25 protein-coding genes are annotated in these 24,911 nt (G+C 64.2%); 6 read left to right on the forward strand and 19 right to left on the reverse strand.

From position 1 onward, the window contains the following. Positions 1-206 precede the first annotated feature (206 nt). From AC1D1Y_RS16230 to AC1D1Y_RS16250, 5 genes are all read right to left on the reverse strand, one after another. Positions 207-2,075: a potassium transporter Kup gene (locus AC1D1Y_RS16230; protein WP_477683222.1), complete on the reverse strand. Its 1,869-nt coding sequence runs from the start codon at positions 2,073-2,075 to the stop codon at positions 207-209. 299 nt (positions 2,076-2,374) lie between these two features. Then, complete coding sequence (gshA, locus tag AC1D1Y_RS16235; protein ID WP_477683223.1) at positions 2,375-3,670, reverse strand: glutamate--cysteine ligase; 1,296 nt, start codon at positions 3,668-3,670, stop codon at positions 2,375-2,377. Between the two features lie 152 nt (positions 3,671-3,822). Continuing rightward, the gene (locus AC1D1Y_RS16240) at positions 3,823-5,076 is read right to left on the reverse strand and encodes a glutamate-5-semialdehyde dehydrogenase (RefSeq protein WP_477683264.1); all 1,254 of its coding nucleotides are present in this window, start codon (positions 5,074-5,076) and stop codon (positions 3,823-3,825) included. A 114-nt stretch (positions 5,077-5,190) separates the two neighbouring features. Next, the gene (gene holA / locus AC1D1Y_RS16245) at positions 5,191-6,279 is read right to left on the reverse strand and encodes a DNA polymerase III subunit delta (RefSeq protein WP_477683224.1); all 1,089 of its coding nucleotides are present in this window, start codon (positions 6,277-6,279) and stop codon (positions 5,191-5,193) included. Between the two features lie 19 nt (positions 6,280-6,298). Further along, positions 6,299-6,721, reverse strand: coding sequence for an Lrp/AsnC family transcriptional regulator (locus tag AC1D1Y_RS16250; protein ID WP_436155908.1), 423 nt, complete (start codon positions 6,719-6,721; stop codon positions 6,299-6,301). Positions 6,722-6,860: 139 nt separating this feature from the next. On the opposite strand from AC1D1Y_RS16250, the gene AC1D1Y_RS16255 reads away from it, so the two are divergent. Further along, positions 6,861-7,949, forward strand: coding sequence for an ornithine cyclodeaminase (locus AC1D1Y_RS16255; RefSeq protein ID WP_477683225.1), 1,089 nt, complete (start codon positions 6,861-6,863; stop codon positions 7,947-7,949). Beyond that, a complete protein-coding gene (gene rocF, locus AC1D1Y_RS16260; protein ID WP_477683226.1) occupies positions 7,949-8,863 on the forward strand; it encodes an arginase in 915 nt (304 codons plus the stop codon). Before AC1D1Y_RS16255 ends, rocF begins: the two co-directional genes overlap by 1 nt. Before the next feature lie 27 nt (positions 8,864-8,890). Here rocF and AC1D1Y_RS16265 read toward each other — a convergent pair whose 3' ends face one another. From AC1D1Y_RS16265 to AC1D1Y_RS16290, 6 genes are all read right to left on the reverse strand, one after another. Next, a complete protein-coding gene (locus AC1D1Y_RS16265) occupies positions 8,891-9,397 on the reverse strand; it encodes an LPS-assembly lipoprotein LptE (RefSeq protein WP_477656089.1) in 507 nt (168 codons plus the stop codon). A gap of 28 nt (positions 9,398-9,425) precedes the next feature. Next, a complete protein-coding gene (gene leuS / locus AC1D1Y_RS16270; protein ID WP_477683227.1) occupies positions 9,426-12,050 on the reverse strand; it encodes a leucine--tRNA ligase in 2,625 nt (874 codons plus the stop codon). 128 nt (positions 12,051-12,178) lie between these two features. After that, the gene (locus AC1D1Y_RS16275; protein ID WP_477656091.1) at positions 12,179-12,613 is read right to left on the reverse strand and encodes an ExbD/TolR family protein; all 435 of its coding nucleotides are present in this window, start codon (positions 12,611-12,613) and stop codon (positions 12,179-12,181) included. Between the two features lie 2 nt (positions 12,614-12,615). Continuing rightward, positions 12,616-13,257, reverse strand: a complete 642-nt coding sequence (locus AC1D1Y_RS16280; RefSeq protein WP_477683228.1) for a MotA/TolQ/ExbB proton channel family protein — start codon at positions 13,255-13,257, stop codon at positions 12,616-12,618. A gap of 39 nt (positions 13,258-13,296) precedes the next feature. Further along, positions 13,297-14,130, reverse strand: coding sequence for a 4-hydroxy-tetrahydrodipicolinate reductase (dapB, locus tag AC1D1Y_RS16285; RefSeq protein WP_477683229.1), 834 nt, complete (start codon positions 14,128-14,130; stop codon positions 13,297-13,299). Next, positions 14,127-14,687 (reverse strand): outer membrane protein assembly factor BamE, encoded by a 561-nt coding sequence (locus AC1D1Y_RS16290; protein WP_477683230.1) that lies wholly within the window; start codon positions 14,685-14,687, stop codon positions 14,127-14,129. The genes dapB and AC1D1Y_RS16290 overlap by 4 nt, the downstream gene beginning before the upstream one ends. A gap of 125 nt (positions 14,688-14,812) precedes the next feature. Here AC1D1Y_RS16290 and fur point away from each other — a divergent pair, with 125 nt between their 5' ends. Next, on the forward strand, positions 14,813-15,265 hold the full coding sequence (gene fur / locus AC1D1Y_RS16295) for a ferric iron uptake transcriptional regulator (RefSeq protein ID WP_477656095.1): 453 nt from the start codon (positions 14,813-14,815) through the stop codon (positions 15,263-15,265). Positions 15,266-15,421: 156 nt separating this feature from the next. Here the strand turns inward: fur and hprK are convergent, their stop codons facing one another. The 3 genes from hprK to hpf all read right to left on the reverse strand — a co-directional run bounded on the left by hprK (position 15,422) and on the right by hpf (position 17,392). After that, positions 15,422-16,372 carry an HPr(Ser) kinase/phosphatase gene (gene hprK / locus AC1D1Y_RS16300; protein WP_477683231.1) on the reverse strand — a complete coding sequence of 317 codons (951 nt, stop codon included), beginning with the start codon at positions 16,370-16,372 and terminating at the stop codon, positions 15,422-15,424. Positions 16,373-16,405: 33 nt separating this feature from the next. Beyond that, on the reverse strand, positions 16,406-16,879 hold the full coding sequence (locus tag AC1D1Y_RS16305) for a PTS sugar transporter subunit IIA (protein WP_477683232.1): 474 nt from the start codon (positions 16,877-16,879) through the stop codon (positions 16,406-16,408). 183 nt (positions 16,880-17,062) lie between these two features. Then, on the reverse strand, positions 17,063-17,392 hold the full coding sequence (gene hpf, locus AC1D1Y_RS16310; protein ID WP_411879632.1) for a ribosome hibernation-promoting factor, HPF/YfiA family: 330 nt from the start codon (positions 17,390-17,392) through the stop codon (positions 17,063-17,065). A 470-nt stretch (positions 17,393-17,862) separates the two neighbouring features. Between hpf and AC1D1Y_RS16315 the strand changes: the two genes are divergently transcribed. Both AC1D1Y_RS16315 and corA read left to right on the forward strand, forming a co-directional pair. After that, entirely contained in the window at positions 17,863-19,080 is a 1,218-nt protein-coding gene (locus AC1D1Y_RS16315) for a patatin-like phospholipase family protein (protein WP_477683233.1), read from the forward strand. 245 nt (positions 19,081-19,325) lie between these two features. Next, complete coding sequence (corA, locus tag AC1D1Y_RS16320; RefSeq protein ID WP_436155921.1) at positions 19,326-20,312, forward strand: magnesium/cobalt transporter CorA; 987 nt, start codon at positions 19,326-19,328, stop codon at positions 20,310-20,312. Positions 20,313-20,321: 9 nt separating this feature from the next. Here corA and AC1D1Y_RS16325 read toward each other — a convergent pair whose 3' ends face one another. From AC1D1Y_RS16325 to AC1D1Y_RS16345, 5 genes are all read right to left on the reverse strand, one after another. After that, positions 20,322-20,795 (reverse strand): OsmC family protein, encoded by a 474-nt coding sequence (locus tag AC1D1Y_RS16325; protein ID WP_477683234.1) that lies wholly within the window; start codon positions 20,793-20,795, stop codon positions 20,322-20,324. 21 nt (positions 20,796-20,816) lie between these two features. Beyond that, complete coding sequence (locus tag AC1D1Y_RS16330; protein ID WP_477683235.1) at positions 20,817-21,749, reverse strand: alpha/beta fold hydrolase; 933 nt, start codon at positions 21,747-21,749, stop codon at positions 20,817-20,819. 18 nt (positions 21,750-21,767) lie between these two features. Further along, positions 21,768-22,259, reverse strand: coding sequence for a nuclear transport factor 2 family protein (locus AC1D1Y_RS16335; protein WP_477683236.1), 492 nt, complete (start codon positions 22,257-22,259; stop codon positions 21,768-21,770). Between the two features lie 92 nt (positions 22,260-22,351). Beyond that, on the reverse strand, positions 22,352-22,858 hold the full coding sequence (locus tag AC1D1Y_RS16340; protein WP_477683237.1) for a CinA family protein: 507 nt from the start codon (positions 22,856-22,858) through the stop codon (positions 22,352-22,354). Continuing rightward, on the reverse strand, positions 22,855-23,373 hold the full coding sequence (locus tag AC1D1Y_RS16345; protein WP_477683238.1) for a phosphatidylglycerophosphatase A family protein: 519 nt from the start codon (positions 23,371-23,373) through the stop codon (positions 22,855-22,857). Before AC1D1Y_RS16345 ends, AC1D1Y_RS16340 begins: the two co-directional genes overlap by 4 nt. A gap of 119 nt (positions 23,374-23,492) precedes the next feature. Here AC1D1Y_RS16345 and AC1D1Y_RS16350 point away from each other — a divergent pair, with 119 nt between their 5' ends. Next, a complete protein-coding gene (locus tag AC1D1Y_RS16350) occupies positions 23,493-24,905 on the forward strand; it encodes an esterase-like activity of phytase family protein (RefSeq protein ID WP_477683239.1) in 1,413 nt (470 codons plus the stop codon). Positions 24,906-24,911 lie beyond the last annotated feature (6 nt).

The following is a 24,911-nucleotide window of genomic DNA, read 5'->3' on the forward strand; positions in this document are numbered from 1 at the left end:
TTTAGCGAGACCCCGCCTGAACCGAGCACCGCAGGTTGCCCGTAGCGCAGCGAAGGGACGCAGCAACCAGGGTCGCCTTTTCTTTTGCTTACTTTTCTTTTGGCGAAGCAAAAGAAAAGTGAGTAGCCGCCGGGCTACCCCCGGCCAGCAGGTCTGAGCAGAAGACGGAGAGAGGGAAAGCGCGCAAGCCGGAGCAAGACCCGCTCTTAAATCTCAATTTTGCTACCCAACTCCACAACAGAGTTATTAGGCAAATTCAAAAAATCCGCAGCTCCACTCGCGTTATGGTGCATCTGCGCAAACAGCTTCTCGCGCCAAGGCGCCATGCCGCTACCAATCGTCGGGATCACCGTGTCGCGGGACAGGAAGTAGCTGGTGGTCATGGACTCCAGCTCGCAGCCGCGGCCCTTGATCTGCTGCAGGGCCTTGGGCAGGTCCAGGTCGTTCTTGAAACCGTAGTGCACATTGACCTGCCAGCAGTCATGCCCCAGCGCGTGGATCTCCAGGCGCTTGTTCATGCCTATCCAGGGGATCTCGTGGTTGCGCACGGTCACGAACAGGTTCTGCTCGTGCAGCACCTTGTTGTGCTTGAGGTTGTGCAGCAGCGCGTTGGGCACGCTGCCGGGTTCGGCGGTCAGGAACACGGCCGTGCCTTCGACACGGGCCGGCGGGCTGACAAAAACGGCGTCCAGGAAGCTGGGCAGGTCGATCGCGTCGGCGCGCAGCTTTTCGTTGAGCAGGTGGCGGCCTTCCTTCCAGGTGATCATCAGCGTGAAGACCGCGCCGCCGATCACCAGCGGGAACCAGCCGCCGGCGAACAGCTTCATGAGGTTGGAGGCGAAGAAGGCGAAGTCGACGACAAAGAAAACACCGGTGGCCGCAATGCACAGGCTCAGCGGGTACTTCCAGCCGTAACGGATCACGTAGAAGGTCAGGATGGTGGTGATCAGCATGTCGGTGCAGACCGCGATGCCGTAGGCGGCCGCCAGGTTGCTGGACGAGCGGAACATCACCACCGCGAGCACGATGGTGATGAACAGGCCCCAATTGACGAAAGGCATGTAGATCTGGCCGGTGTCGCGCACGCTGGTGTGCTGGATGTTCAGGCGCGGCAGATAGCCCATCTGGATGGCCTGCTTGGTCACGCTGAAGGCGCCGGTGATCAGGGCCTGGGAGGCGATCACCGTGGCCATGGTGGCCAGGCCCACCAGCGGCAGCAGCGCCCACTCGGGCGCCATCAGGAAGAAGGGGTTCTTCACGGCGGCGGGGTTGCTGATCAGCAGGGCGCCCTGGCCGAAGTAGTTGAGCACCAGCGAGGGCATGACCACCGAGAACCAGGCCAGGCGTATCGGCTTCTTGCCGAAGTGGCCGAGGTCGGCGTACAGCGCCTCGGCGCCGGTCACGCACAGCACCACGGCGCCCAGGATGATGAAGGTGGTGCCGGGGTTGGCCCACATGAACATCAGGGCGTAATGCGGGCTCAACGCCACCAGGATATGGGGATTGGTCGCGATCTGCGAAATGCCCAGCAGCGCCAGCACGCCGAACCAGACCAGTGTGATCGGCCCGAAAAATTTGCCAATGCCGGCTGTACCGTGCTTTTGTACCGCGAAGAGGGCAAAAAGGATCACCAGTGTGATCGGGATCACGCCTTGCTTGAAGGCCGGCGAGACGACTTCCAGGCCCTCGACGGCCGACAGCACTGAAATCGCCGGTGTGATGACGCCGTCGCCGTAAAACAGCGAGGTGCCGAAGATGCCGACGACCAGCAGGGTCTTGCGCAGCTGGGGCTTGTCTTTCACCGCGGTGGACGCCAGCGCCAGCATGGCGATCAGGCCGCCTTCGCCGTTGTTGTCGGCACGCAGCACGAGTGCCACGTACTTGATGGAAACAATGACGGTCAGCGTCCAGAAGAAGATGGACAGGATGCCGTAGACGTTGTCGGGGGTGAAGGGGACGTGCCCGGAACCGAAAACTTCCTTGACGGCATACAGGACGCTGGTTCCGATGTCGCCGTAGACGACACCGATGGCGCCCAGGGTGAGCGCCGCGAGGGATGATTTTTTACTGGACACAAAAACTTCCCGTCTTTGCGCCTGGCCCGTTCGAGCGGGTCCAAAGCGGCGGGAATGGTTACCTTTGGGAGTGCTATTTTGCGCCCAGGTGCCGGGCTTGCAAGTGGGCGGGCATGCCTAAATCCAACTAATCCCGGTTTTGTTGCACCGCAACAACTTGTAACAGAGTAGCCAAATGGATGACCAAAGCCGGCGGCTTGCCCCTTGCCGGTTAATGCTATCTATTTAAGAGTGCGCCATGCCCAGCCCAACAGGCCAAAACCGAAGTGACCATGAAAAAAGCCCCTTGTGGGGCTTTTTCAGTCGTAAACCTCGGCGTCCGGATCGGTCGCTTCGAGCTCGTAACTCGCGGCCAGCATGGCCAGCCGCGCGATCACGCCATACATATAGAAGCGGTTGGGGTTGCTGGAGCCGGGCTTTTCGCCGGGCTGCGGCAGGCGGCCGCTGTCGGCGAAGGCCAGCGGCACAAAGCTGGCGCCGGGCGCGTTGAGGTTCTCGTCCACGCCGCGCTCGGCATGCACGCGGTAGAAGCCGCCGACGACGTAGCGGTCCATCATGTAGACCACGGGTTCGGCCACGGCATCGTTGACGCGCTCGTTGGTTAGCACGCCTTCCTGGATGATCACTTCGGACAGCGCCTGGCCGTCCTTGGTGGTGCTCATCTTGTTCTTGGTCTTGCGGTTCAGCGCTTCGAGGTCTTTCACGTCGCGCACCGTCATGATGCCCATGCCGTAGGTGCCGTTGTCGGCCTTGACGACGACAAAAGGCTTTTCGTTGATGCCGTATTCCTTGTACTTGCGCTTGATTTTGGTCAGCAGCGCGTCGACGTTGGTGGTCAGGCACTCCATGCCGGTGTTCTCGGCGAAGTTGACTTCGCCGCATTGCGCGAACATCGGGTTGATCAGCCAGGGGTCTATGCCCAGCAGCTTGCCGAAGCGCTTGGAAATTTCTTCATAGGCCTTGAAGTGGTGCGACTTGCGGCGCACCGACCAGCCTGCGTGCAGCGGCGGCAACAGGTACTGCTCGTTGATGTCTTCCAGGATGCCGGGGATGCCGGCCGACAGGTCGTTGTTCAGCAGGATGGTGCAGGGGTCGAAATCCTTCAGGCCCAGGCGCCGGTCGGTGCGGATCAGCGGCTCTATCGTGATGGTCTCGCCGGTCGGCAGGTTCAAGGTGGTGGGTTCCTTGATGTCGGCGCTCAGCGAGCCGAAACGCACGTTCAGGCCCGCCTGGTGGAAGATGCGCTTGAGCTGCAGCACGTTGGACAGGTAAAAGCTGTTGCGCGTGTGGTTCTCGGGCACGACCAGCAGGTTGCGCGCTTCCGGGCAGATCTTCTCGATCGCGGCCATGGCGGCCTGCACCGCCAGCGGCAGCATCTCGGGCGTCAAGTTGTTCCAGCCGCCGGGGTAGAGGTTGGTGTCCACCGGGGCCAGCTTGAAGCCCGCGTTGCGGATGTCGACCGAGCTGTAGAASGGYGGCGTGTGCTCCATCCACTCCAGSCGRAACCAGCGCTCGATSGCGGGSRTGGAGTCCAGRACSCGTTGYTCGAGTTCRTTGATGGGGCCSKTCAGGGCGGTRAYGAGGTGCGGAACCATTCGGCCACTTTCGATAGGGGGATTCTGTTATTTGCTTCGGTTATAGCTGACCGAATTTTAGGGATATTGGGATGGAGAAGCGGGGTTACAAGGGGTAACGCCGCCTAAGCCATCCAAAAATCCGTGGGCCCACATCGCGGCCCGGCATGCCCTCAGGTGCGCACTTCGCCCTGCCCCAGCACCACATATTTGAGGGACGTGAGTCCCTCGATGCCGACCGGCCCGCGCGCATGGAACTTGTCGGTGCTGATGCCGATTTCGGCGCCCAGCCCGAACTCGAAGCCATCGGCGAAGCGGGTGCTCGCATTCACCATGACGCTGGCTGAATCCACCTCGCGCATGAAACGCTGGGCATGCATGTGGTCGCGCGTGAGGATGGCGTCGGTGTGGTGGCTGGAATAGTGGTTGATGTGGGCGATGGCTTCATCAATGCCGTCCACCACCTTGATGCTGATGATGGGCGCCAGGTATTCCTCGTACCAGTCCTGCTCGCTGGCGGCCGTGGTGTTGGCGCCTTTGATGCCGGACAGGATGGCCAGCGCCTCCGGGTCGCAGCGCATTTCCACGCCTTTCGCGGCGTAAATCGCGCCGATCTTCGGCAGGAAAGCGGCGGCCACGCCGCGCGCCACCAGCAAACCTTCGCTGGCATTGCAGGGGCTGTATTTTTGGGTTTTGGCGTTGTCGGCCACGTTCACGGCCATCTCCAGGTCGCAGGGGTCGTCGACATAGACATGGCAGTTGCCGTCCAGGTGCTTGATGACCGGGACCTTGGCGTCGCGGCTGATGCGTTCTATCAGGCCCTTGCCGCCGCGCGGGATGATGACGTCCACATATTGCGGCATGGCGATCAGGTGGCCCACCGCTTCGCGGTCGGTGGTGGGCACCAGCAGCACGCCATCGGGCGGCAGGCCGGCGTCGGCCAGGGCCTGCTGCACCAGCKYRGCCAGCGCCTTGTTSGAKTCRATCGCYTCSGAGCCGCCGCGCAGWATGCAGGCGTTGCCGCTCTTGATGGCCAGTGACGCGGCTTCAATCGTCACGTTGGGCCGGCTTTCGTAAATCATGCCGAACACGCCGATGGGCACGCGCATCTGGCCCACGCGTATGCCGCTGGGCTGCTCTTTCATGCCGATGATGCCGCCGATCACGTCGGCCATGGCGGCCAGCTGTTCGCAGCCCTGGGCCACGGTGTCAATGATCTTGGGAGTGAGTTTGAGCCGGTCCAGCAGGGGGCCGGCCAGGCCCGCGGCCTGGGCGCGCTCCAGGTCGCGCTGGTTGGCGGCTTCAAGTGACGCGACGTTTTTGCGCAGCGCCTTGGCCAGGCCCAGCAAGGCCTTGTTCTTGACGGCCGCCGGCGCGCGCGCCAGTTCGGCCGACGCCGCTTTGGCTCGGGACCCCAGCAATTCCATCAAGCGCGGGACGTCGCTGGCGAGGTCGCTGGAAGAAGAAAGGGCTTTTTGGAGGTCGGGCGCGTTCATCCGGTCCATTTTAGGCCCGCCGGAGGGCGCCCACGGAGCCGGGGGCTATGCCTGCCGGGTACGTCCCTGCAAGGCGCATTGCTCACACACCATGCCGGCCAGGCGGTGCAGGGCCTGCCAGCCGTCGGCGGGCCAGTCGGGCTGTTTCAGGCCCTTGACGATGCCGTCGACCTTGTGGGCGGCGTGCAGCAGGTTGGCCAGGGTGGTGTCGCCGATCTGCGGCAGCACGCGTTCGAACAGTTTTTCCTTGACGCCCCAGACGCGGTTTTCGCGCAGCGCCATGGGCATGGGCCGGCCTGCACTGATGGCATCTTTCACGCGCTTCATGCTGCGGATGTCCTCGGCCAGCGCCCAGTGCACCAGCACCTCGGATTCGCCTTCAGACTGCAGGCCGTCCAGCATGCGCGCCACGCGCACCGACTGGCCGCCCAGCACGGCTTCAGACAGCTTGAAGACGTCATAGCGCGCCACGTTGAGCACGGCGTTTTCGACCTGGTCGAAGCTGAGGACGCCGTCGCTGCCGCCGGACTGGGCCGGGTAGAGCAGGCCCAGCTTCTGGATTTCCTGGTGCGCGGCTAGCAGATTGCCCTCGACGCGGTCGGCGAAAAACTGAAGCGTGCGCTGGCCTTCCTCACCGGCGGCCACGCGCTGGCCTTGCTGCTGCAGGCGCTGGGCGATCCACTGCGGCAGGTTGCGCCTGTCGATGGGGTCGAACTTGACGGTGACGCCGAAACTTTCCAGCGCGCCGAACCACGCGCCCTTGGCCGTCATGCTGTCCAGCCGCGGCAGCATGACCAAAGTGAGGGTGCTGTCGTCGCCTTGCGCGCGTTCGGCGATCTGCTGCAGCGCGACCGAGCCGTCCTTGCCGGGCTTGCCGCTGGGGATGCGGATTTCCACAATCTGCTTGTCGGCGAACAGGCTCAGCGAACCGCCGCTGGCCAGCACCTCGCTCCAGTCGAAATGCGCGCCGGCCACGGTGTGCACCGTGCGTTCGGTGTAGCCCTGGGCGCGCGCCGAGGCGCGCAGCGCGTCGGCGAACTCCTGCACCAGCAGGGGCTCGTCGCCGTGCAGGGTGTACAGGCTCTTCAAGCCGCGCTTGAGGTGTTCCTGGAGTTGGGCGGGGGCCAGATTCATGGGAGGGAGTTTAGCGGTGTCAAAGCTTGCTGGTCGACAGCAGCAGGCTGGTTTCGGTGTTGGCGATGCCTTCAAGCAGGCGTATGCGGCTCAGCACGCTGTCAAAGGCTTCCAGGCTGTCGGCCTGCAGCTCGGCCACCATGTCCCAGCGGCCGTTGGTGGTGTGCAGCGCGCTCACGGCCGGGTCGCCGCGCAGGGCCGCCAGCACGGCCGCCGTGCGGTTGCCTTCCACCGCCACCGTCATGAAGGCGCGTATGCGGTGGCCTTCGGCCTGGGGTTTGAGGCGCACCGTGTAGCCGGTGATGGTGCCGTCGGCCTCCAGCCGGGCCAGCCGGTTCTGCACCGTACCGCGCGAGACGCGCAAGACCTTGGCCAGCGAGGCGACGGAGGCCCGGGCGTTGTCGCGCAGCAGGGACAGCAGTTGGCGGTCGGTATCATCCATGCGCGCATTTTATTGGCATAACGCCAATTTAAGTTGGCTATTTGTTCAAACAATGGATAAATCTGATCAACTTACTGACTTTTATTTGGCACAAGCACTGCGGACAATGGAAATCAACACAAGGACCGGGAGCCCCATCATGGTTGACTACATTGGCATTGAGAGCATCCAGAAAATCGTGCGCCAACGCGGCGCCGCCGCCTTCATCGAGGGCCTGGCCGGCGAAATCGAGCACGATTACCGGCGCTGGAACGATTTCGACAAGTCGGCGCGCCACGCCATCCATTCGCCCGACGGCGTGATCGAGTTGATGCCGACCAGCGACGGCCACCAGTATTCCTTCAAGTACGTTAACGGCCATCCGAAGAACACCGAGCTGGGCCTGCTCACGGTCACGGCCTTCGGTGTGCTGGCCGACGTGGACACCGGCTACCCCTTGTTGCTGTCCGAACTCACCATCACCACCGCGCTGCGCACCGCCGCCACCTCGGCACTGGCCGCCAAATGGATGGCCAGGCCGGACAGCCGCGTCATGGCCATCATCGGCAACGGCGCGCAAAGCGAATTCCAGGCGATCGCCTTTCACCACATGCTGGGCATACGCGAGATGCGGCTTTTCGACATCGACGCCGCGGCCAGCGACAAACTGGCCCGTAACCTGCATGCGATGGGGCTGAGCGACCTGCGTGTGGTGATTTGCCAATCCGCCGCCGAGGCCGTGCAAGGAGCCGACATCGTGACCACCATCACCGCCGACAAGCGCAACGCCGTCATCCTGACACCGGAGATGATCAAACCCGGCATGCACCTGAACGCCGTGGGCGGCGACTGCCCGGGCAAGACTGAGCTGCATGCCGACATCCTGCTGCGCCCCGACGCGCGTGTGGTGGTCGAGTTCGAGCCGCAGTCACGCATCGAGGGCGAGATCCAGCAGATGGCCGAGGATTTCAAGGTGGCCGAGTTCGCCGACGTGCTCAAGGGCACGGCCGTGGGGCGTGCGTCGCCTCTTGAGGTCACGATTTTCGATTCGGTCGGCTTCGCGCTGGAGGACTATTCGGCCCTGCGCTACCTGCACAAGCTGCAGCTGGCCGACGCGGCCAACCGCCGGCAGATCGACCTGGTGCCGCACCTGGACAACCCCAAGGACCTGTTCGGCTTGCTGGCGCCGGCCGCAGCCCGTACAGTCAAGGCTACCCGTCTGGACTCCACCCCCGAAATGGCACGTTGATGAGCATCCCCGTTGACCTGATAGGCGCGCCCACCGACATAGGCGCGGGCAGCCGCGGCGCTTCCATGGGCCCCGAGGCCCTGCGTGTGGCCGGCATACGCGAAGCGCTGCAGGCGCGCGGCCTGGAGGTCGCCGACACCGGCAACCTGGCCGGCCCGACCAACCCCTGGTTGCCGCCAGCCGACGGTTACAGGCACCTGGATGAAGTGGTCGACTGGAACAAGGCCGTGCATGAAGCCATGTACCAGAGCCTGGCCGCCGGCCGCCTGCCCATCCTGCTGGGCGGTGACCATTGCCTGGGCATAGGTTCCATCAGCGCGGTGGCGCGGCACTGCCGCGCCACCGGCAAGAAACTGCGGGTGCTCTGGCTGGACGCGCACACCGACTTCAACACCAATGCCCTCACGCCCACCGGCAATGTGCACGGCATGCCGGTGGCGGTGCTCTGCGGCCACGGCCCGGCCGAGCTCACCGGCATAGGCGGCACAACGCCGGCCATGAGCCCCTCGGCCATCAGGCAGATCGGCATCCGCAGCGTGGACGAAGGCGAAAAACGCTTTGTGCGCCAGCAGGGGCTGGAGGTGTTCGACATGCGCTACATCGACGAGATGGGCATGCGCCACACCATGGAAAAAGCGCTGGCCGGCATGGATGCCGACACCCATTTGCACGTGAGTTTCGACGTGGACTTCCTCGATCCCTCCATCGCGCCGGGTGTGGACACCGCCATCAAGGGCGGCCCGACCTACCGCGAGGCCCAGCTGTGCATGGAGATGATCGCCGACACCGGCCTGCTGGGCTCGCTCGACGTAATGGAGCTCAACCCCGCGCTGGACGTGCGCAACGGCACGGCCGAGGTCGCGGTGGACCTGATCGAGAGCCTGTTCGGCAAGAGCACGCTGATGCGGGCCTGATTCGGGCGTGATGCCCGCGGGCCCGGCCTACAGCTCGGTCACGGCCGCCAGGCGGCGCATGATTTGCTGGACCACGTCACCCTGCATGTCGCGGTAAAGCAGGGCCTCTTCGGCTTCCTTGGCCAGGACGGCGGATTCGTTGAAGCTGATGTCGCGCTGCTGCAGGATTTCGGTGTCGGGAATCAACTCCTTGCCCGCGAGCGTGCGCAGCCTGAAGCGAAAGCGCAGCCGCAGCTGGAACTCGCGTACCTGGCCCGAGGCGTTGGTGCTGAGCACCACTTTTTCGCGCTGGTCGCCCAGCACGTCGAGAACCACCTGCGCTTCGTTGAGGCGGCGAGGGTCGGAGATCACTTCCACCTTGCGGGTGGACTGCAGCGAGCGCCTGAGTTCCACGCCCAGCGGTGAGCTTTCACCCAGGGAAGAGTACAGCGTGCTGAAGGCGAAATTGGGCGCCTTGCGCAGCGCGAAGCCGCAGCCGCTGAGGCTCAGGGCGGCGGCGGTTGCCGACAGGGAGAGGAATGCGCGACGCTGCATGGCTTGCCTTCTCTTCGTTGAAACGGTCTCAGATGACGATGTTGACCAACCGGCCGGGGACCACGATCACCTTTTTGGCGGGCGCGCCCGCGGCCTGTTTGGTGAAAGCTTCCGACGCCAGCGCGGCCGCCTCGATGGCGGCCTTGTCGGCGCCGGCCGGCACCGTGACGGCGCCGCGCAGCTTGCCGTTGATCTGCAGCACCAGTTCGATCTCGTCCTGCTGCAACGCGGCGGCATCCACCTGGGGCCAGGGGGCGTCGAGCAACTCGCCGTGTTGCGCGGCATAACCGAGCTGCGACCACAACGCGTGCGCCAGGTGAGGTGTTGCCGGGTACAGGCAGCGCAGCAGGATGCCGAAACCTTCGCGCAGCGCGGCGTCGGAGCCGGCCGATGCCGCACCCTTGAAGTCTTCCAGTGCGTTGAGCAGCTTCATGTTGCCCGACACCACGGTGTTGTACTGCATGCGCTGGTAGTCGTAGTCGATCTGCTTGAGCACCGTGTGGATTTCCAGGCGCAAGGCCTTGGTGTCCTTGTCGAACGCGGGCGCGCCGCCTTCGGGCTGTTTGCCGGCGCCGAGCTTGACGCCGAAATTCCAGACGCGGCGCAGGAAGCGGTAAGAACCTTCCAGCGCGGCATCGTTCCATTCAAGCGTGGTGTCGGGCGGCGCGGTGAACATGGTGTAGAGCCGGGCGGTGTCCGCGCCGTACTTCTCGATCAGGTCCTGCGGATCCACGCCGTTGTTCTTGGACTTGGACATGGTGGTCCAGCCCTCATAGGGCACCGGCAGGCCGTCGGCCTTGGCGGTGGCGGAGATCACCTTGGCGTGTTCGTCGCGCACGATGTCGAGTTCGTGCGCCCAGAAATACTGCTTGCCGGTGGTGGTGCGCGAAAAAGCCTCGTTGAGCACCATGCCCTGCGTCAGCAGCTTGGTGAAGGGCTCGTCGACCGTCACCAGGCCCAGGTCGCGCATGACCTTGGTCCAGAAACGCGCATACAGCAGGTGCAGGATGGCGTGTTCGATGCCGCCTATGTACTGGTCCATGGGCATCCAGTAATTGGCGCCTTCGGCCACCATCTTCTCGCCGTTCTTCGGGTCGCAGTAGCGCATGAAGTACCAGGACGAGTCGACAAAGGTGTCCATGGTGTCGGTCTCGCGGCGGCCGGGTTTGCCGCAGACGGGGCAGACCACGCCGGCGTGGAAGCCCGCGTGCTTGTGCAGCGGGTTGCCGGAGCCGTCGGGCACGCAGTCCTGCGGCAGCACCACGGGCAGGTCTTTTTCGGGCACCGGCACGGCGCCRTGCTCTTCGCAATGGATGATGGGRATSGGCGTGCCCCAGTAGCGCTGGCGGCTCACGCCCCAGTCGCGCAGGCGCCAGGTGGTTTTTTTCTCGCCCAGGCCCTTGGCGGCGAGGTCGGCAGCAACGGCGTCCACGGCAGCCTTGTAGCCCAGGCCGTCGTATTTGCCGGAGTTGATGGTCACGCCCTGCTGCTTGTCGCCGTACCAGTCGGCCCAGGCGTCGGTGCTGTAGGCCTGGCCCTTGACGTCGACCACCTGCTTGATGGGCAGGCCGTATTTTTTGGCGAACTCGAAGTCGCGCTCGTCATGCGCGGGTACGCCCATCACGGCGCCGTCGCCGTAACTCATGAGCACGTAGTTGCCGACCCAGACTTCGACCTTGCCGCCGGTGAGCGGGTGCGTGACGAAAAGGCCGGTGGGCACGCCTTTTTTCTCCTGCGTGGCGAGTTCGGCTTCGGTCGTGCCGCCGGCCTTGCTTTCTTCGATGAAGGCCGCGACCGTGGGGCTGGAGGCGGCGGCGTGCAGGGCCAGCGGGTGTTCGGGCGCCACGGCGCAGAAGGTCACGCCCATGATGGTGTCGGCGCGCGTGGTGAAGACGTACATCTTTCCATCGCCGATCAGCTTGCCGGAGGCATCCTGAATGCCGTGCGTGAAGGCAAAGCGCACGCCTTCGCTCTTGCCGATCCAGTTCTCCTGCATCAGCTTGACGCGCTCGGGCCAGCCGGGCAGCTTGTGGCTGACGCTGTCGAGCAGCTCTTCGGCGTAGGCCGTGATCTTGAGGTAGTAGCCGGGGATCTCGCGCTTTTCCACCACGGCGCCGGTGCGCCAGCCCTTGCCGTCGATGACCTGCTCGTTGGCCAGCACGGTCTGGTCGACCGGGTCCCAGTTCACGACCTGCGTCTTGCGGTAGGCGATGCCTTTTTCCAGCATCTTGAGGAACAGCCACTGGTTCCACTTGTAGTAGCCCGGGTCGCAGGTCGCCACTTCGCGGCTCCAGTCGATGGCCAGCCCCATCGCCTGCATCTGCTTTTTCATGTAGGCGATGTTGTCGTAGGTCCATTGGGCCGGCGGCACGCCGTTCTTCATGGCGGCGTTCTCGGCCGGCAGGCCGAAGGCGTCCCAGCCCATGGGCATCAAGACGTTGTAGCCCTTCATGCGCAGGTGGCGCGTGAGCATGTCGTTGATGGTGTAGTTGCGCACATGGCCCATGTGCAGCTTGCCGCTGGGGTAGGGCAGCATGGAGCAGGCGTAGTACTTCTTGCGGCCGGCGTCTTCCGTCACGCGGTAGGCGTCGGCGGCGGTCCAATGGGCTTGAGCGTCGCGCTCAACGTCGAGATGGTTGTATTTGTCTTGCATGGAGAACCGGGAAAGCGGAAAACGGAAAGAAAACGGAACAGGAAACAGGGAGAAAGCCCGGCGGCGCGGGCGTGCGGCCGATTGCCGCGAATCTCCGATTTTAGGGGCAGGGGCAGTATCCGCGCCGCTTAGCGGCTCACCGCCGGGCCGGAAGGGTTGTCGGCCACAAAGCCGATGCGGTTGAGCCCGGCTTTTTGCGCCACGCCCATCACCTGGACCACCTTGCCGTAGGGCACACCCTCGTCGGCCCGCAGCTGGACCTCGGTATCGGGGTTCTGGGCGGAGGTTTCGGCCAGCCGGCCGGCCAGCTCATCCATGTTCAGGGGCTTGTCGTTCAGGAAGGCCTGGCCGGTTTTGTCGACCACCAGGGTGACGAATTTCGGGGCGTCGGCTGGTTTGGCGGCGTCGGTCTTGGGCAGGTCCAGCCGTATGCTGCTGGCCAGCAGGGGCGCGGTGATGATGAAAATGACCACCAGCACCAGCATCACATCCACCAGCGGGGTGACGTTGATGTCGCTCATGGGCTGGGGCCCAGGCGTGCGTTCAAGGCGTCCGAAAGCCATGGTCAAGCCTTGTGCGCCAGGAGCTCGCGCAAATCGCGGGCGAAGCCTTCAAGGTCGGCTTCGATGCGGCCTATGTAGCGGCCGAAGATGTTGTAGGCCAGCACGGCCGGGATGGCCACGGCCAGGCCGGCGGCCGTCATGATGAGGGCCTCGCCGACGGGACCCGAGACCTTGTCGATGGTGATCTGGCCGGCCGAAGCGATGCCGACCAGCGCGTGGTAAATCCCCCAGACCGTGCCCAGCAGCCCCACAAAAGGGGCGGTGGAGCCGACCGTGGCCAGCAGCACCTGGCCGAATTGCAGCTTGTGCAGCACGGCGTGCAGCGCGTCGCGCAGCACACGGGTCAGTTGCTGGGACTTGTCACCGGCCGTGGCCAGCGTGCCGCCGGCCGGGAGGGCCGTCGCGGCGATCAGCGGCAGCACCAGGGCTTCGCGGTCGAAAGCGGTGACTTTTTCCCGGGCTTGTTCGATAGAGGCCGATTGCCAGAAGGCGGCGGTGCTGCGCGCGACGTCGCCACCGGCACGGCGAAGCAGCCAGGTTTTCCAGAGGATCACGACCCAACTCGCGACCGACATGCCCAGCAACAGGATGGCCACCAGCTGGCTGACGATACCGCCTTGGGTCATGAGGCTGAAGAAGTCCATCCGGTTACACCTTTGAAGCTGCCGCGGCCTGCGCCGCGTTTATTTTTTGAGGCCCAGCACGTCGAACATGTCGAAAAGGCCAGTGGCATGGCCGTCCAGGAAGCGGGCGGCGCGCAGGCTGCCCTGGGCATAGTTGCTGCGGCTGGACGACTTGTGGCTGATCTCTATGCGTTCGCCGGTGCCCAGAAACATCACGGTGTGGTCGCCGACGATGTCGCCGCCGCGCACGGCGGAAAAGCCGATGGACAGGGGATCGCGTTCGCCCGTCACGCCTTCGCGCGCATAGACGCCGCAGTCCTTGAGGTCACGGCCCAGCGCGCCGGCGATCACCTCGCCCATCTTGAGTGCGGTGCCGGAAGGCGCGTCGACCTTGTGGCGGTGGTGCGCCTCGACGATTTCAATGTCGTAGCCGGTGGAGAGGGCCTGTGCCGCCATCTCGAGCAGCTTGAGCGTGACGTTGACCCCCACGCTCATGTTGGGCGCCATGACGATGGCGATGTCTTTGGCGGCGGCGGCGATTTCTGCTTTCTGCGCCTCCGAGAAACCCGTGGTGCCTATGACCAGCTTGACACCCATTTCGCGGCAGGCCGCCAGGTGGGCCAGCGTGCCTTCGGGGCGGGTGAAGTCGATCAGCACGCGGGAGTCTTTTAAACCCTGGCGGATGTCGGCGTTGATGAGTACGCCGCTGGCGCGGCCCGAGAACGCGGCGGCATCGGTGCCCACGGCCGGGCTGGAGGCCAGGTCAAGCGCGCCGGCCAGCTGGCAGTCGGTGCTGGCGGCGATGGCTTCGACCAGCATCTGGCCCATGCGGCCGCTGGCGCCCGCCACCGCGACCCGGTGACGGCGGGCCTGGTTGAGGGCCGCCCCGCTCACTGTTTCGGGCCTTCGAGGGGAGGGTAGCTGGCGGCCGGCGTGCCGGCGGGTACGCTGGCGGGCGCCGCAGCGCTGGCCGAGGTGGATTTGGGTTTTTCGGCGGCCTTTAGCTGCGCTTCGGTGGCTTCCAGCACAGGCACGTCGCCCAGCTTGCGCCGGTTGCCCAGCTTGGAGATGAATTCGGTCTCGCTCGGCATGGCGTCGCCTTCAAAGCGTTCCAGCTGGTCGTTCTTGAAGAACACGGTGTACTTGTAGGACTGGGGCTCCACGCCCTGGCGCTTCAGGGTGAAAACGTAATCCCAGCGGTCGGCGTGGAACAGGCTGGCCATCAGCGGCGTGCCCATCGTGGCCTTGACCTGGTCGCGCGTCATGCCGGCTTTCAGCTGCTCGACCTGCTCCTTGGAGACGAAGTTGCCCTGGATGACGTCGATCTTGTAGGGGGTCACCCAGTTGACCGGGTTCATGGAGCTGCCGCCCATGCCGCCGCAGGACGCCAGCACCGTGCAAGCCAGGAGCAGGAAAGCGGTTCGGGCGCTGTAACGATGATTTGCAGGCATGGCTGACATAGTAAGGGGGTGTAGCGATATGATTGTTCATTGTAGCGGCTGGGGCTCCCGGCCTGCGCCTGCCCTGAAGGGTCACAACCGCCGCGTCACACCGGTTTCACCCAGAGAGTTTTCCCATGAGCAACATCGACGAACTGAAAAATACCGGCCTCAAGGCAACTTTGCCGCGCCTGAAAATCCTGGAGATTTTTCAGGCAGGCAAACAGCGCCACATGACGGCCGAAGACGTGTTCCGGGTGCTGCTCGAAGAGCGTTCGGACATCGGCCTGGCCACCGTCTACCGCGTGCTGACCCAGTTTGAGCAGGCCGGCCTGCTGAATCGCAGCAATTTCGAGTCCGGCAAGGCGGTCTACGAGATCAACGAAGGCCAGCACCACGACCAYYTGGTSTGCTTGGACTGCGGCAAGGTGGAGGAGTTTTACGATGCCGAGATCGAAAAACGCCAGCAGTCGGTCGCCAAGTCCAAGGGCTTTACCATCGCCGACCACTCCCTGTCGATCTACGCCAACTGCACCAAGGACAAATGCCCCAACCGCAACGGTATGCCGGTGAGGCATCACCACGCTTGATGGTGCGAAGAGTTTCCGGGGGATAAGCAGGGCAGCCTAGAAGGCGTAAGAAACCGTAGCGAGCGGTCCGAGGTTGCGTCGAGGACCGGAGCCGTACACCCGTACGGCGAGGACCGCAGGCGCAAGATCGGGCCGCGCAGTAGGTTTATTCGTCTTCTAGTCGTCTTGTTCCATGGCACGGCGGTGCCTCTCCACGAACTCCTGGTAAGTATTGATCCCGCGCAGCTGCAAAATCGCGTTGCGCACCGCGGCCTCCACCAGCACCGCGATGTTGCGGCCGGCCTCGACCTGGATGATGACCTTGCGCACCGGAATACCCAGCACGTCCTGCGTCAGCGGCTCATAGGGAATGCGTTCGTAGTCTCGCTCCAGCGTCTCGCGGCGCACCAGGTGCACGATCATCTTCAGGCGCATCTTGCGGCGCACCGCCGTCTCGCCGAAGATCGCCTTGATGTCGAGCAGGCCTATGCCGCGCACTTCGAGCAGGTTTTGCAGCAGCTCGGGGCAACGCCCCTCGATGGTGGTCTGGTTGATGCGGTACAGGTCCACCGCGTCGTCGGCCACCARGCCGTKGCCRCGCGARATCAGCTCCAGGCCCAGTTCGCTTTTGCCCAGGCCCGACTCGCCGGTGATCATCACGCCCAGACCCAGGATGTCCATGAACACGCCGTGCATGGAGGTGCGGTCGGCAAAGTGCTTGGACAGATAGGCCCGCAGCACGTCGATCACGAAGGCGGCCGACTCCGGCGTGGAGAACATCGGCAGCTGCGCGCGCTCGCACATGGACAGCAGCGTGTCGGGCGCCACCTGGCCGTCGGCCACGACCAGCACCGGCGGCTCCAGCGTGATGATGCGGGAGATGCGGCGGGCGCAATCCTCGGGGCTGGCATTGGTCAGGTAGGCAACCTCGCGCTCGCCCAGGATCTGCACGCGGTAGGGATGGATGTAGTTGAGGTAGCCGACCAGGTCGGCACCGGAACGCGCGGCCCGCACCGCCACCTCGTCGAAGCGCCGCTCGGAGGCGCCCAGGCCGGCGACCCATTCCCATTTCAGGGAGGCGCGGTGGTCTTCAAATAAAACGTCAGCGCTGACGACGGTGGGCTTCATGCCGGCCTGTGATTCGGGAGCGGCCGATAAGGCCTAGGAACTGACTTCGTGGACGGAATGCCAGGAAGCGATCAGGTGGTGCAGTCCGGCGGCATCGGTGCTGGTCTTGAGCTGTTCGCGCAGGGAGCTGTCGCTGAGCAGCTCGGCGATTTCCGAGAGGATTTCGAGGTGTTTTTGCGTGGCGGCTTCGGGGACCAGCAGGAAAATCAGCAGGCCCACGGCCTGCTCGTCCGGCGCGTCAAAGCCGATCGGCGACTGCAGCAGGAACACCGCCGCCATAGGCGCCTTGAGTCCCTTGATGCGGCCGTGCGGAATCGCCACCCCGTGGCCCAGGCCGGTCGAACCCAGGCGTTCACGGGCGAACAGGCTGTCGGTGATCAGCGCGCGGTTCAGGCCGTGCTGGTTTTCGAACAGCAGCCCGGCTTCTTCAAAAGCGCGTTTTTTGCTGGTCGCTTCAACGCTGACCAGCACTTGGGAGGGGGGCAATATTTGCGAAAGACGGTTCATAACAATCTTTTAGTCGCCGAATTATGCACTTTGCAGCGGGTTTGCTGGAAAAAGAGGCATAAAAAAGCCGCTTGAGTGCTTCAAGCGGCTTCTTTCAACAACTTGCGCAAGCTCTGTACAGGGCGGCCGGGGCGGAAGATTCCGCCGGACCGCACCGCCTGAGGCAAAAAACGGGAAGGCCCTTCAGGCCTGGCGCTTGGCGGCAATGTGGTGATGGTCCTGGGTTCTGGTTTTGTAACGCCCGACCTGGCGGTCCAGCTTGTCGGTCAACTCGTCAACGGCGGCGTAAAGATCAGCGTGGGAACTCTCGGCAAACAGGTCGCGGCCCTTGACGTGCACATTGCACTCGGCCCGCTGGCGTCTTTCCTTTTCTTTCATGTTGTCCACTGTCAACAGGACTTTTACATCCACTACCTGGTCGAAATGCCGGGTAATCCGATCCAGCTTGCTGGTCACATAGCCGCGCAACGCGGGGGTGACTTCAAGATGGTGACCGCTGATCGTCAAGTTCATAAAGAGACTCCTTTTCCAGGGTTGGAGCTGGGGTTTGAAAACACCACCCGGCCCGTGAGGGAAGGGCGGCAGACGGGGACAACGCTCTTGGATTTACTATGCGCCCGAAGGCCTCCAATTGCAACCGGGCTTGCAATAAATAATGAAACCTTGTGAAAAACCCCTTGACCCTGCATTCCGCAGCGCGGGGCCAGGCCGGCAGGCCATCTTCGCGGGCACGGCAAGCAATTGATTTCGCTGGATTTTTCGCGGCCGTCGCCGCATAAAAACAGAAGCCGGACTTGCGGGAAATCCACGCGGGCGGCATCATGCGGACACCATCGACGCGTGCCTGCCCTGCGCCGGGACAAGCTTCGGGCAAGGGCGGGAGCGGGCCTGTCCGCGGGCAGCAGGAAAAACCATAACAACCAGCCTCTTCACGACCATGCACCGCCCGTTCCTATCCCATTCGCCGCAGACCCGGCCCGGCCATGTCGCTTGAGACCATTATTTCCTCCGCATTGACCCGGCCCGACGAGGACCGCAACGCCCTGGTGCTGATGGGCGGGGGCGCGCGCACCGCCTACCAGGCGGGTGTATTGCATGCGCTGTCAACCATGCTGAGCCTGCAGGGCGGCGCGGCCGGCGAACGTTTTCCGTTCAGCATCCTGGTGGGCACGTCGGCCGGCGCGCTCAATGCCGCCTTCCTGGCCAGCCGCGCCGGCGAAGGCCTGCAGGCCTTTTCCCAACTCGCGAGTTTCTGGACCACGCTGCGTTCCTCGCAGGTTTACAAGCTCAAGGTGCCGGCGTGGATACGCTCCAGCCGCATCGCGGCGGCGCTGTTTTTGTCGCAGCAAATGCGGGCGCAGCAGGCCTTGCTGGACAACACGCCGCTGGTGGACACGCTGCACCGCGTGATTTCGCTGGGCCGCATCGAGCAGGCCCTGCAGGACAGGACCTTGCGCGCCGTGGCCGTCACCGCCTCCAGCTACAGCAGCGGCGTGCACTGGACGTTTTGCCAGATGGCGGCGGGCCGCCAGTCCGACCTGTGGAGCCGGCCCGGTCGCCGCGCTGAATTCCAGCCCATCACCATCGAGCACCTGATGGCCTCCAGCGCCATTCCCTTCCTGTTTCCATCCACGCCGCTGTGGGTGGACGGCCATCCCGAATTTTTCGGCGACGGTTCCATGCGCCAGAGCTCGCCGCTGTCACCCGCGCTGCACCTGGGCGCCGGCAAGGTGCTGGTGATAGGCGTCGGCCAGCCCGAGCGGGCCGGTTTTGTCGGCGGCGGCAACGGCGCCAGCGTCACCGGCCGGCCCACGCTGGGCGCCATCGCCGGCCATGCCATGGCCAGTGTTTTCCAGGACACGCTGCAGGCCGACGTGGAGCAGGCCCAGCGCGTGAGCAAGACCGTGCGCCAGATGCCGCGGGAAATCGCGGCCGTCATGCCCTACCGGCCGGTGGACATCCTCGCGATCGCGCCTTCGCAGTCGCTGGACGCACTGGCGCAGGCCCATGCGGCCGAGTTGCCCACGGGTACCTACAACGCTCTCGCGGGCCTGGGTGCGCTGGGCGCCAAGGGCAGTCCCGGCGGTGCCGCGCTGGCCAGTTACCTGCTGTTCGAGCCGGGTTTTGTGAAGGCGCTGATGGCGCTGGGCGAGCATGACGCCTACGCGCGTAAAGACGAGCTCATCGCTTTTTTTATGTAGCGCGCGCGGTGGCTAAGCCGGGCTTGAAATGCCATAATCGCCGCAGTTCAATTACGGAGAAATCCTTGGAAAGCAGCCCTAGTCGCTAGCTTTCAACACCGCAGACTGACGCAAGCCGCGCAAAGGCCGACGTTCAAAAAGGGGGTTGAAAGCGATGCACCATCCCACCGCCCCTTTACCCCGCTTTCGCGCAAGGCCCCGAGCGCATGCCTTGCGCGGGCCCTTGAACCGATAGGCAGTCAGCCATGCTCAATATTTTCACGCTCGCCAACGGCCGGCTTTTCCAGGAAGAAATCGAATCCCTGGAAGAACTCTCCAAGTTCCAGCCGATCTGGGTGGACCTGGAATCCCCCACCCTCGAAGAAAAACGCTGGATCAAGCAGTACTACGGCCTGTCCATTCCCGAAGACGCGATGGATGAGGACATCGAAGAGTCCGCGCGTTTTTACGAGGAAGACAACGGCGAGCTGCACATACGCTCCGACTTCCTGATCGCCGACGACGCCGAGCCGCGCACTGTTCGCGTGGCCTTCATCCTGAACCTCGTCAACGACGACCTCAAGAGCAAGGGCGTGCTGTTTTCCATCCACGACGAGGACGTGCCGGTGTTCCGGTTGCTGCGCATGCGCGCGCGCCGCGCGCCCGGCCTGATCGAGGATGCCAAGGAAGTGCTGCTCAAGCTGTTCGACGCCGACGCCGAATATTCGGCCGACACGCTCGAAGGCATTTACGTCGAACTCGAAAAAGTCAGCGCCCAGGTGCTGTCGGGCGACGTGACCGACGCGCTGGCCGGTGAGGTGCTGGGCGCCATCGCCCGCCATGAGGACTTGAACGGCCGCATACGCCGCAACATGATGGACACGCGCCGCGCCGTCAGTTTCATGATGCGCAGCAAGATGCTCAACGCCGAGCAGTTCGAGGAAGCGCGGCAGATCCTGCGCGACATCGATTCGCTGGACTCGCACACCGCCTTCCTGTTCGACAAGATCAACTTCCTGATGGACGCCACGGTCGGTTTCATCAACATCAACCAGAACAAGATCATCAAGATCTTCTCGGTGGCCAGCGTTGCGCTGTTGCCGCCCACGCTGATCGCCAGCGTCTACGGCATGAACTTCAAGCTCATGCCCGAGCTCGACTGGTCGCTGGGCTATCCCTACGCCATCCTGCTGATGGTGGCGAGCGCCGTGGTGCCCATGTGGTACTTCAGGAAGCGCGGCTGGCTGAAGTAGGCGCGGCGCTCAGGCGCCGGTGTACACCGGCTCGCAGCGCACCTCGGTCTTCACCGAGTTGGCGATGAAGCAGGCCTCGTGCGCGTCATGGTGCAGCTTGTCCAGTTCCTCGCGGCTGGGCTGGCGCTCGCCGGAGAACGTCACTTCGGGGTGCAGGGTCACGATGGTCATGGCGACCTTGCCTTCGGCGTTCTTTTCCATCACGCCGGTCGCCGCGTCGAAGTAGCGGTCCACGCGGAACTTGCGCTTGACGGCCATGGTCAGGAACCACAGCATGTGGCAGCTCGACAGCGAAGACACAAACGCTTCTTCCGGGTCCAGCGCCGACGCGTCGGACATGGGCAGCGGCACGACGGACGGCGAGGACGAGCCCGGCACCTCCAGCCCGCCGTCAAAGCGCAACAGGTGGCGGCGGCTGTAGCGGTTGTCCAGGAAGTCGGCGTTCTTGCGTTCCCACAAGGTTTCTGCGGCGTAGTGCGACATGGTCTGAAGGTCCGGAGTGAATCAGTTGAAAAAATCCTGCAGCGCCCGGGCCGTCGCCTCGGGCTGCTCTTCGGGAATGAAATGCCCGGCCGGCATGCCCCGGCCGGTGACTTCGCCGCTGCACTGGGCCTGCCACAGCGCCAGCGGGTCGAACATCCGGTGCACTACGCCGCGCTCGCCCCAGAGCACCAGCAGGTCGCAGGTCAGCTTCAGGCCGTGCGCGCGCCCGTCGCGGTCGTGCTCCAGGTCTATGCCGGCGCTGGCGCGGTAGTCCTCGCAGGCGGCGTGCAGCGCCTCGGCATTGCAAAAGCTGCGCTCGTATTCAGCCAGCGCCTGAGGCTCGATGTAGTTCATGCCCGCGCTGCCCCAGCCGCCCAGCTTGGCGTGCAAATAGGCTTTGGCGGTTTCGGGATGGTTGGCGCCCATCATGATCTCGGGCAGCGGCGCCGGCTGCAGCATGTGGAACCAGTGGTAGTAGGCGCGGGCAAAGGCCATGTAGGGCTCGGTCATGCTGCGGCCCTCGTACATGTCCAGTGTGGGCGCGATGTCGATGACGCACAGCTTGTGCACGCGCGCGGCGTGGTCCAGGGCCAGCCTATGCGCCACGCGTCCGCCGCGGTCGTGGCCGCACAGGAAGAAGCGGTTGATGCCCAGCGCGTCCATGACGCCTATCATGTCGTGCGCCATGTTGCGCTTGCTGTAGTTGCTGTGGTCGGGCAGGCCCGCTGTCTTGGAGGAGTCGCCGTAGCCGCGCAGGTCGGGCATGACCAGGAAATAGTCGCCGGCCAGGCGCTGGGCCACACGGTGCCACATCACATGCGATTGCGGGAAGCCGTGCAACAGCAGCAGTGCTGGTCGCAGCGGCTCGCCCAGCGTGGTTTTAGAGACCCGCGCATTGATGGAGGCGCCGTTGACCTCAAAACTGCGCGATTCAAAACCGTCAAACCAGGTCATGGGCAACTCCCGTCGGGGTTAAGTCTTGCGTTGGGACAGGTATTTTTGCAGATTTGCCGCCGCCCCTGCCCGCACCTTGGTGCGCAGAAAGGGCGTCCAGCCCAGCAGCAGGCCGGGCGCGCCCAGCGCCTGGCGCGACCAGGCCCAGAAATCAAAGCGGTCGCGGTGGCGGCTGATGAGCCCCTGTTCATTGAATTCGAACTCGCCGTCGATCACGTTGTGCACCATGCGCCCGGTGGTGCTGAAACGGTAGTCGGCCTCCCAGTGCGACTTGCCGCTGCGCGCATCGGCTTCAATGCCGCTCCAGCTGAGTTTCCAGACGTCGGCGCCCTTGGCCTTGGTCACGTCGCAGAGCATGTGCCACATGCCGGTGACCTCTTTGTGGCCCCGCAGCGAAAAGGCCTCGTCGTCGAACTGCGCGTCGGGCGCATAGCAAGCGGCCATGGCATCGGAGTCGAGACGGGCGAAGGACGCGTAGAAGTGTTCGAGGGTGATCTGGTTGGGATGCATGCTGTCTCCTGGTCGGGATTGTCGGGATCTCGGGTGATGGACGGGTCCGCGAACTCTATAGCGCCCGGTGCCGTGCAGGCGTCGCTCACGCGTCAGCCGGCCTTTTCCGGTTCCCCCGGTTCTTCCAGCAACTCCAGCAGCCGCTGCAGCGCATGACGCACCGTGGCGCTGCGCACCGCGGCCCGGTCGCCGTCAAAACGCCGGACCTCCGACACCAGTCGCCGCGGCAGCGCAAAGGCAAACCATACCGTACCCACGGGTTTGGCCGCGCTACCGCCCGTCGGGCCGGCCACGCCCGTGACGGCCACAGCCACCTGAGCGCGTGAACGCTCCAGCGCGCCGGAGGCCATGGCGCGCGCCACTTCTTCGCTGACCGCGCCGTGCCTGGCGATCAGCGGGGCCGGGACGCCCAGCAATTCCGTCTTGGCCTCGTTGGAATAAGTGACAAAGCCGCGCTCAAACCAGTTGCTGGAGCCGGCCAGGTCGGTGCAGGCGGCGGAGATCATGCCGCCAGTACAGCTTTCGGCGGTGGCGAGCAGCCATCCCTGGGCCTGCAGCAGGGCGGCGAGTTGTCCGGCCAGCTCGGGTACGCCGCTCACCAGAACCTCCAGAGGGCGATCACCAGCAGCGCGCAAAAGGCCGCCACAAAATCGTCAAACAGGATGCCGAAACCGCCGCGCCAGTTAAAGCCCTTGAAGGCCTGGTCGGCCCAGGCCACGGGACCGGGTTTCACAGCGTCAAAAAAGCGGAACAGCACAAAAGCGGCCAGCTGCGACCAGAAGTCCGCGGGCATCACCAGCCAGAGCACCAGCCAGAAGGCCACCACCTCGTCCCAGACGATGCTGCCCGGGTCCAGGACGTTCATGGCCTTGGCCGTTACGGTGCAGGCCCACCAGCCCACCAGGGTGGAGGCGGCGATCAACCAGCCCATTTCAGCCGGTGTGATCCACTGCTGCAGCACCAGGAAGGCCAGCCAGGCCCACAGCGTGCCGGCCGTGCCGGGCGCGACCGGACTCAGGCCGGCGCCAAAGCCCAGAGCGATGAAATGCGCGGGATGCGACAGCAAAAATTTCGCGGTGGGCCGGAAGGCGGGCGGCGGCGTGGTGTCGGTCATGGTGGGGGTTGCCAGGCGCGGATGCCCGGGAAGGCCCCGGGCTATTGGCTGATTTTGTCACAGCGGTTTCACACGCTGCCTGCACAGTCCAGCGATTCACCAGCAAGAGGGATTTCGGGATGAGCAAACACAAGCAGGTTTTGAGCAAGATGAACGCATTGACCCTGGCCGCCGCCTGCGCGCTGTGCCTGGCGGCCGGCAGCGGCCGCGCGCAAACCTCGCCGGCCGCGCCGGCGGTGGAGGCCACGCTGGCGGGCCATGCGGCCCTGGCTGCCGATGCCTCGGTGGCCGCGCCGCGCGATGCGGGCGCCTTCTTCGCCACGGCGGGTAAATTCGCCAATGCCAAACGCCAGCGCAATGAGCAGCTCGGCAGCGAAAGCGCCAACACCTTTGTCGGAGACCCCAAATATCCGCGCGCTTCCGGCGGCACGCTGCCCATGAAGGGCCAGTCGGTCCAGGGTTTTTCGGGCATTGTGTCGCTGGGCAAGGGCGAATTCCTGGCGTTGACCGACAACGGCTTCGGCAACAAGGTCAACTCGCAGGATGCGCTGCTGATGGTGCACCGGCTGTCGGTCGACTGGAGCAAGGGCCAGGCCGTGCGCCGCGGCACGACCTTTCTGAGCGACCCGGACAAGCGTGTGCCCTTTCACATCCAGAATGAAAACACCACGCGCCGCTATCTCACCGGCATCGACTTCGATCCCGAGTCGCTGCAGGTGGTGGGCAACGAATGGTGGATAGGCGACGAGTTCGGTCCCTACGTGCTGCGCACTGACTTCCAGGGCCGGGTGCTGGGTGTGATCGAGACGGTCATCAGCGGCAAGCTGCACGCCTCGCCAGACCACTATATGCAGGGGCGGCTGCCGAATCTCCCCGGCGAGGCCTTGTTTGAAGTGCGCCGCTCCAACGGCTTTGAGTCCATGGCCAAATCACCCGACGGCAGCAAGCTCTATCCGATGTTCGAAGGCCCGCTGTTCGATGCCGCGACCAAAAGCGTGGAGAAGGCCGGCGACAAAACCTATGTGCGCATCAACGAACTGGACGCCGCCACGCGGAGCTACACCGGCAAGCAGTGGAAGTACCTGCTTGAAGAAGTGGGCAACGTGGCCGCCGACTTTCAATTGCTGGACTCCACCACAGGCCTGGTGATAGAGCGCGACGACAGCACCGAAGGCATCGCACCGGCATGTCCCAATGAAGCGCGCACCGACTGCTTCACGCGGCCCGCACGCTTCAAGCGCGTTTACAAGATCGACCTGGCGGCCAGTGACGCGGACGGCTTTGTGCGCAAGGTCGCCTACATCGACCTGACCCGCATCGCCAACCCGAAGCGCCTGGCGAAGCTGGGCCCCAACGAAGCGGTCTTTGCATTGCCGCACCTGGGCCCTGAAGGGCTTGCGGTGGTCGATGCCACGCATATCGTGTTGGTCAACGACAACAATTTCCCGTTTTCATCCGGCCGCGAGATCGGCAAGCCCGATGCGAATGAGCTGACCCTGCTGGATATTCGTGCGCTGATTGAGGCCAAATAAGCGCAT

It is taken from the genome of Polaromonas sp. P1_G1 (genome assembly GCF_056405595.1).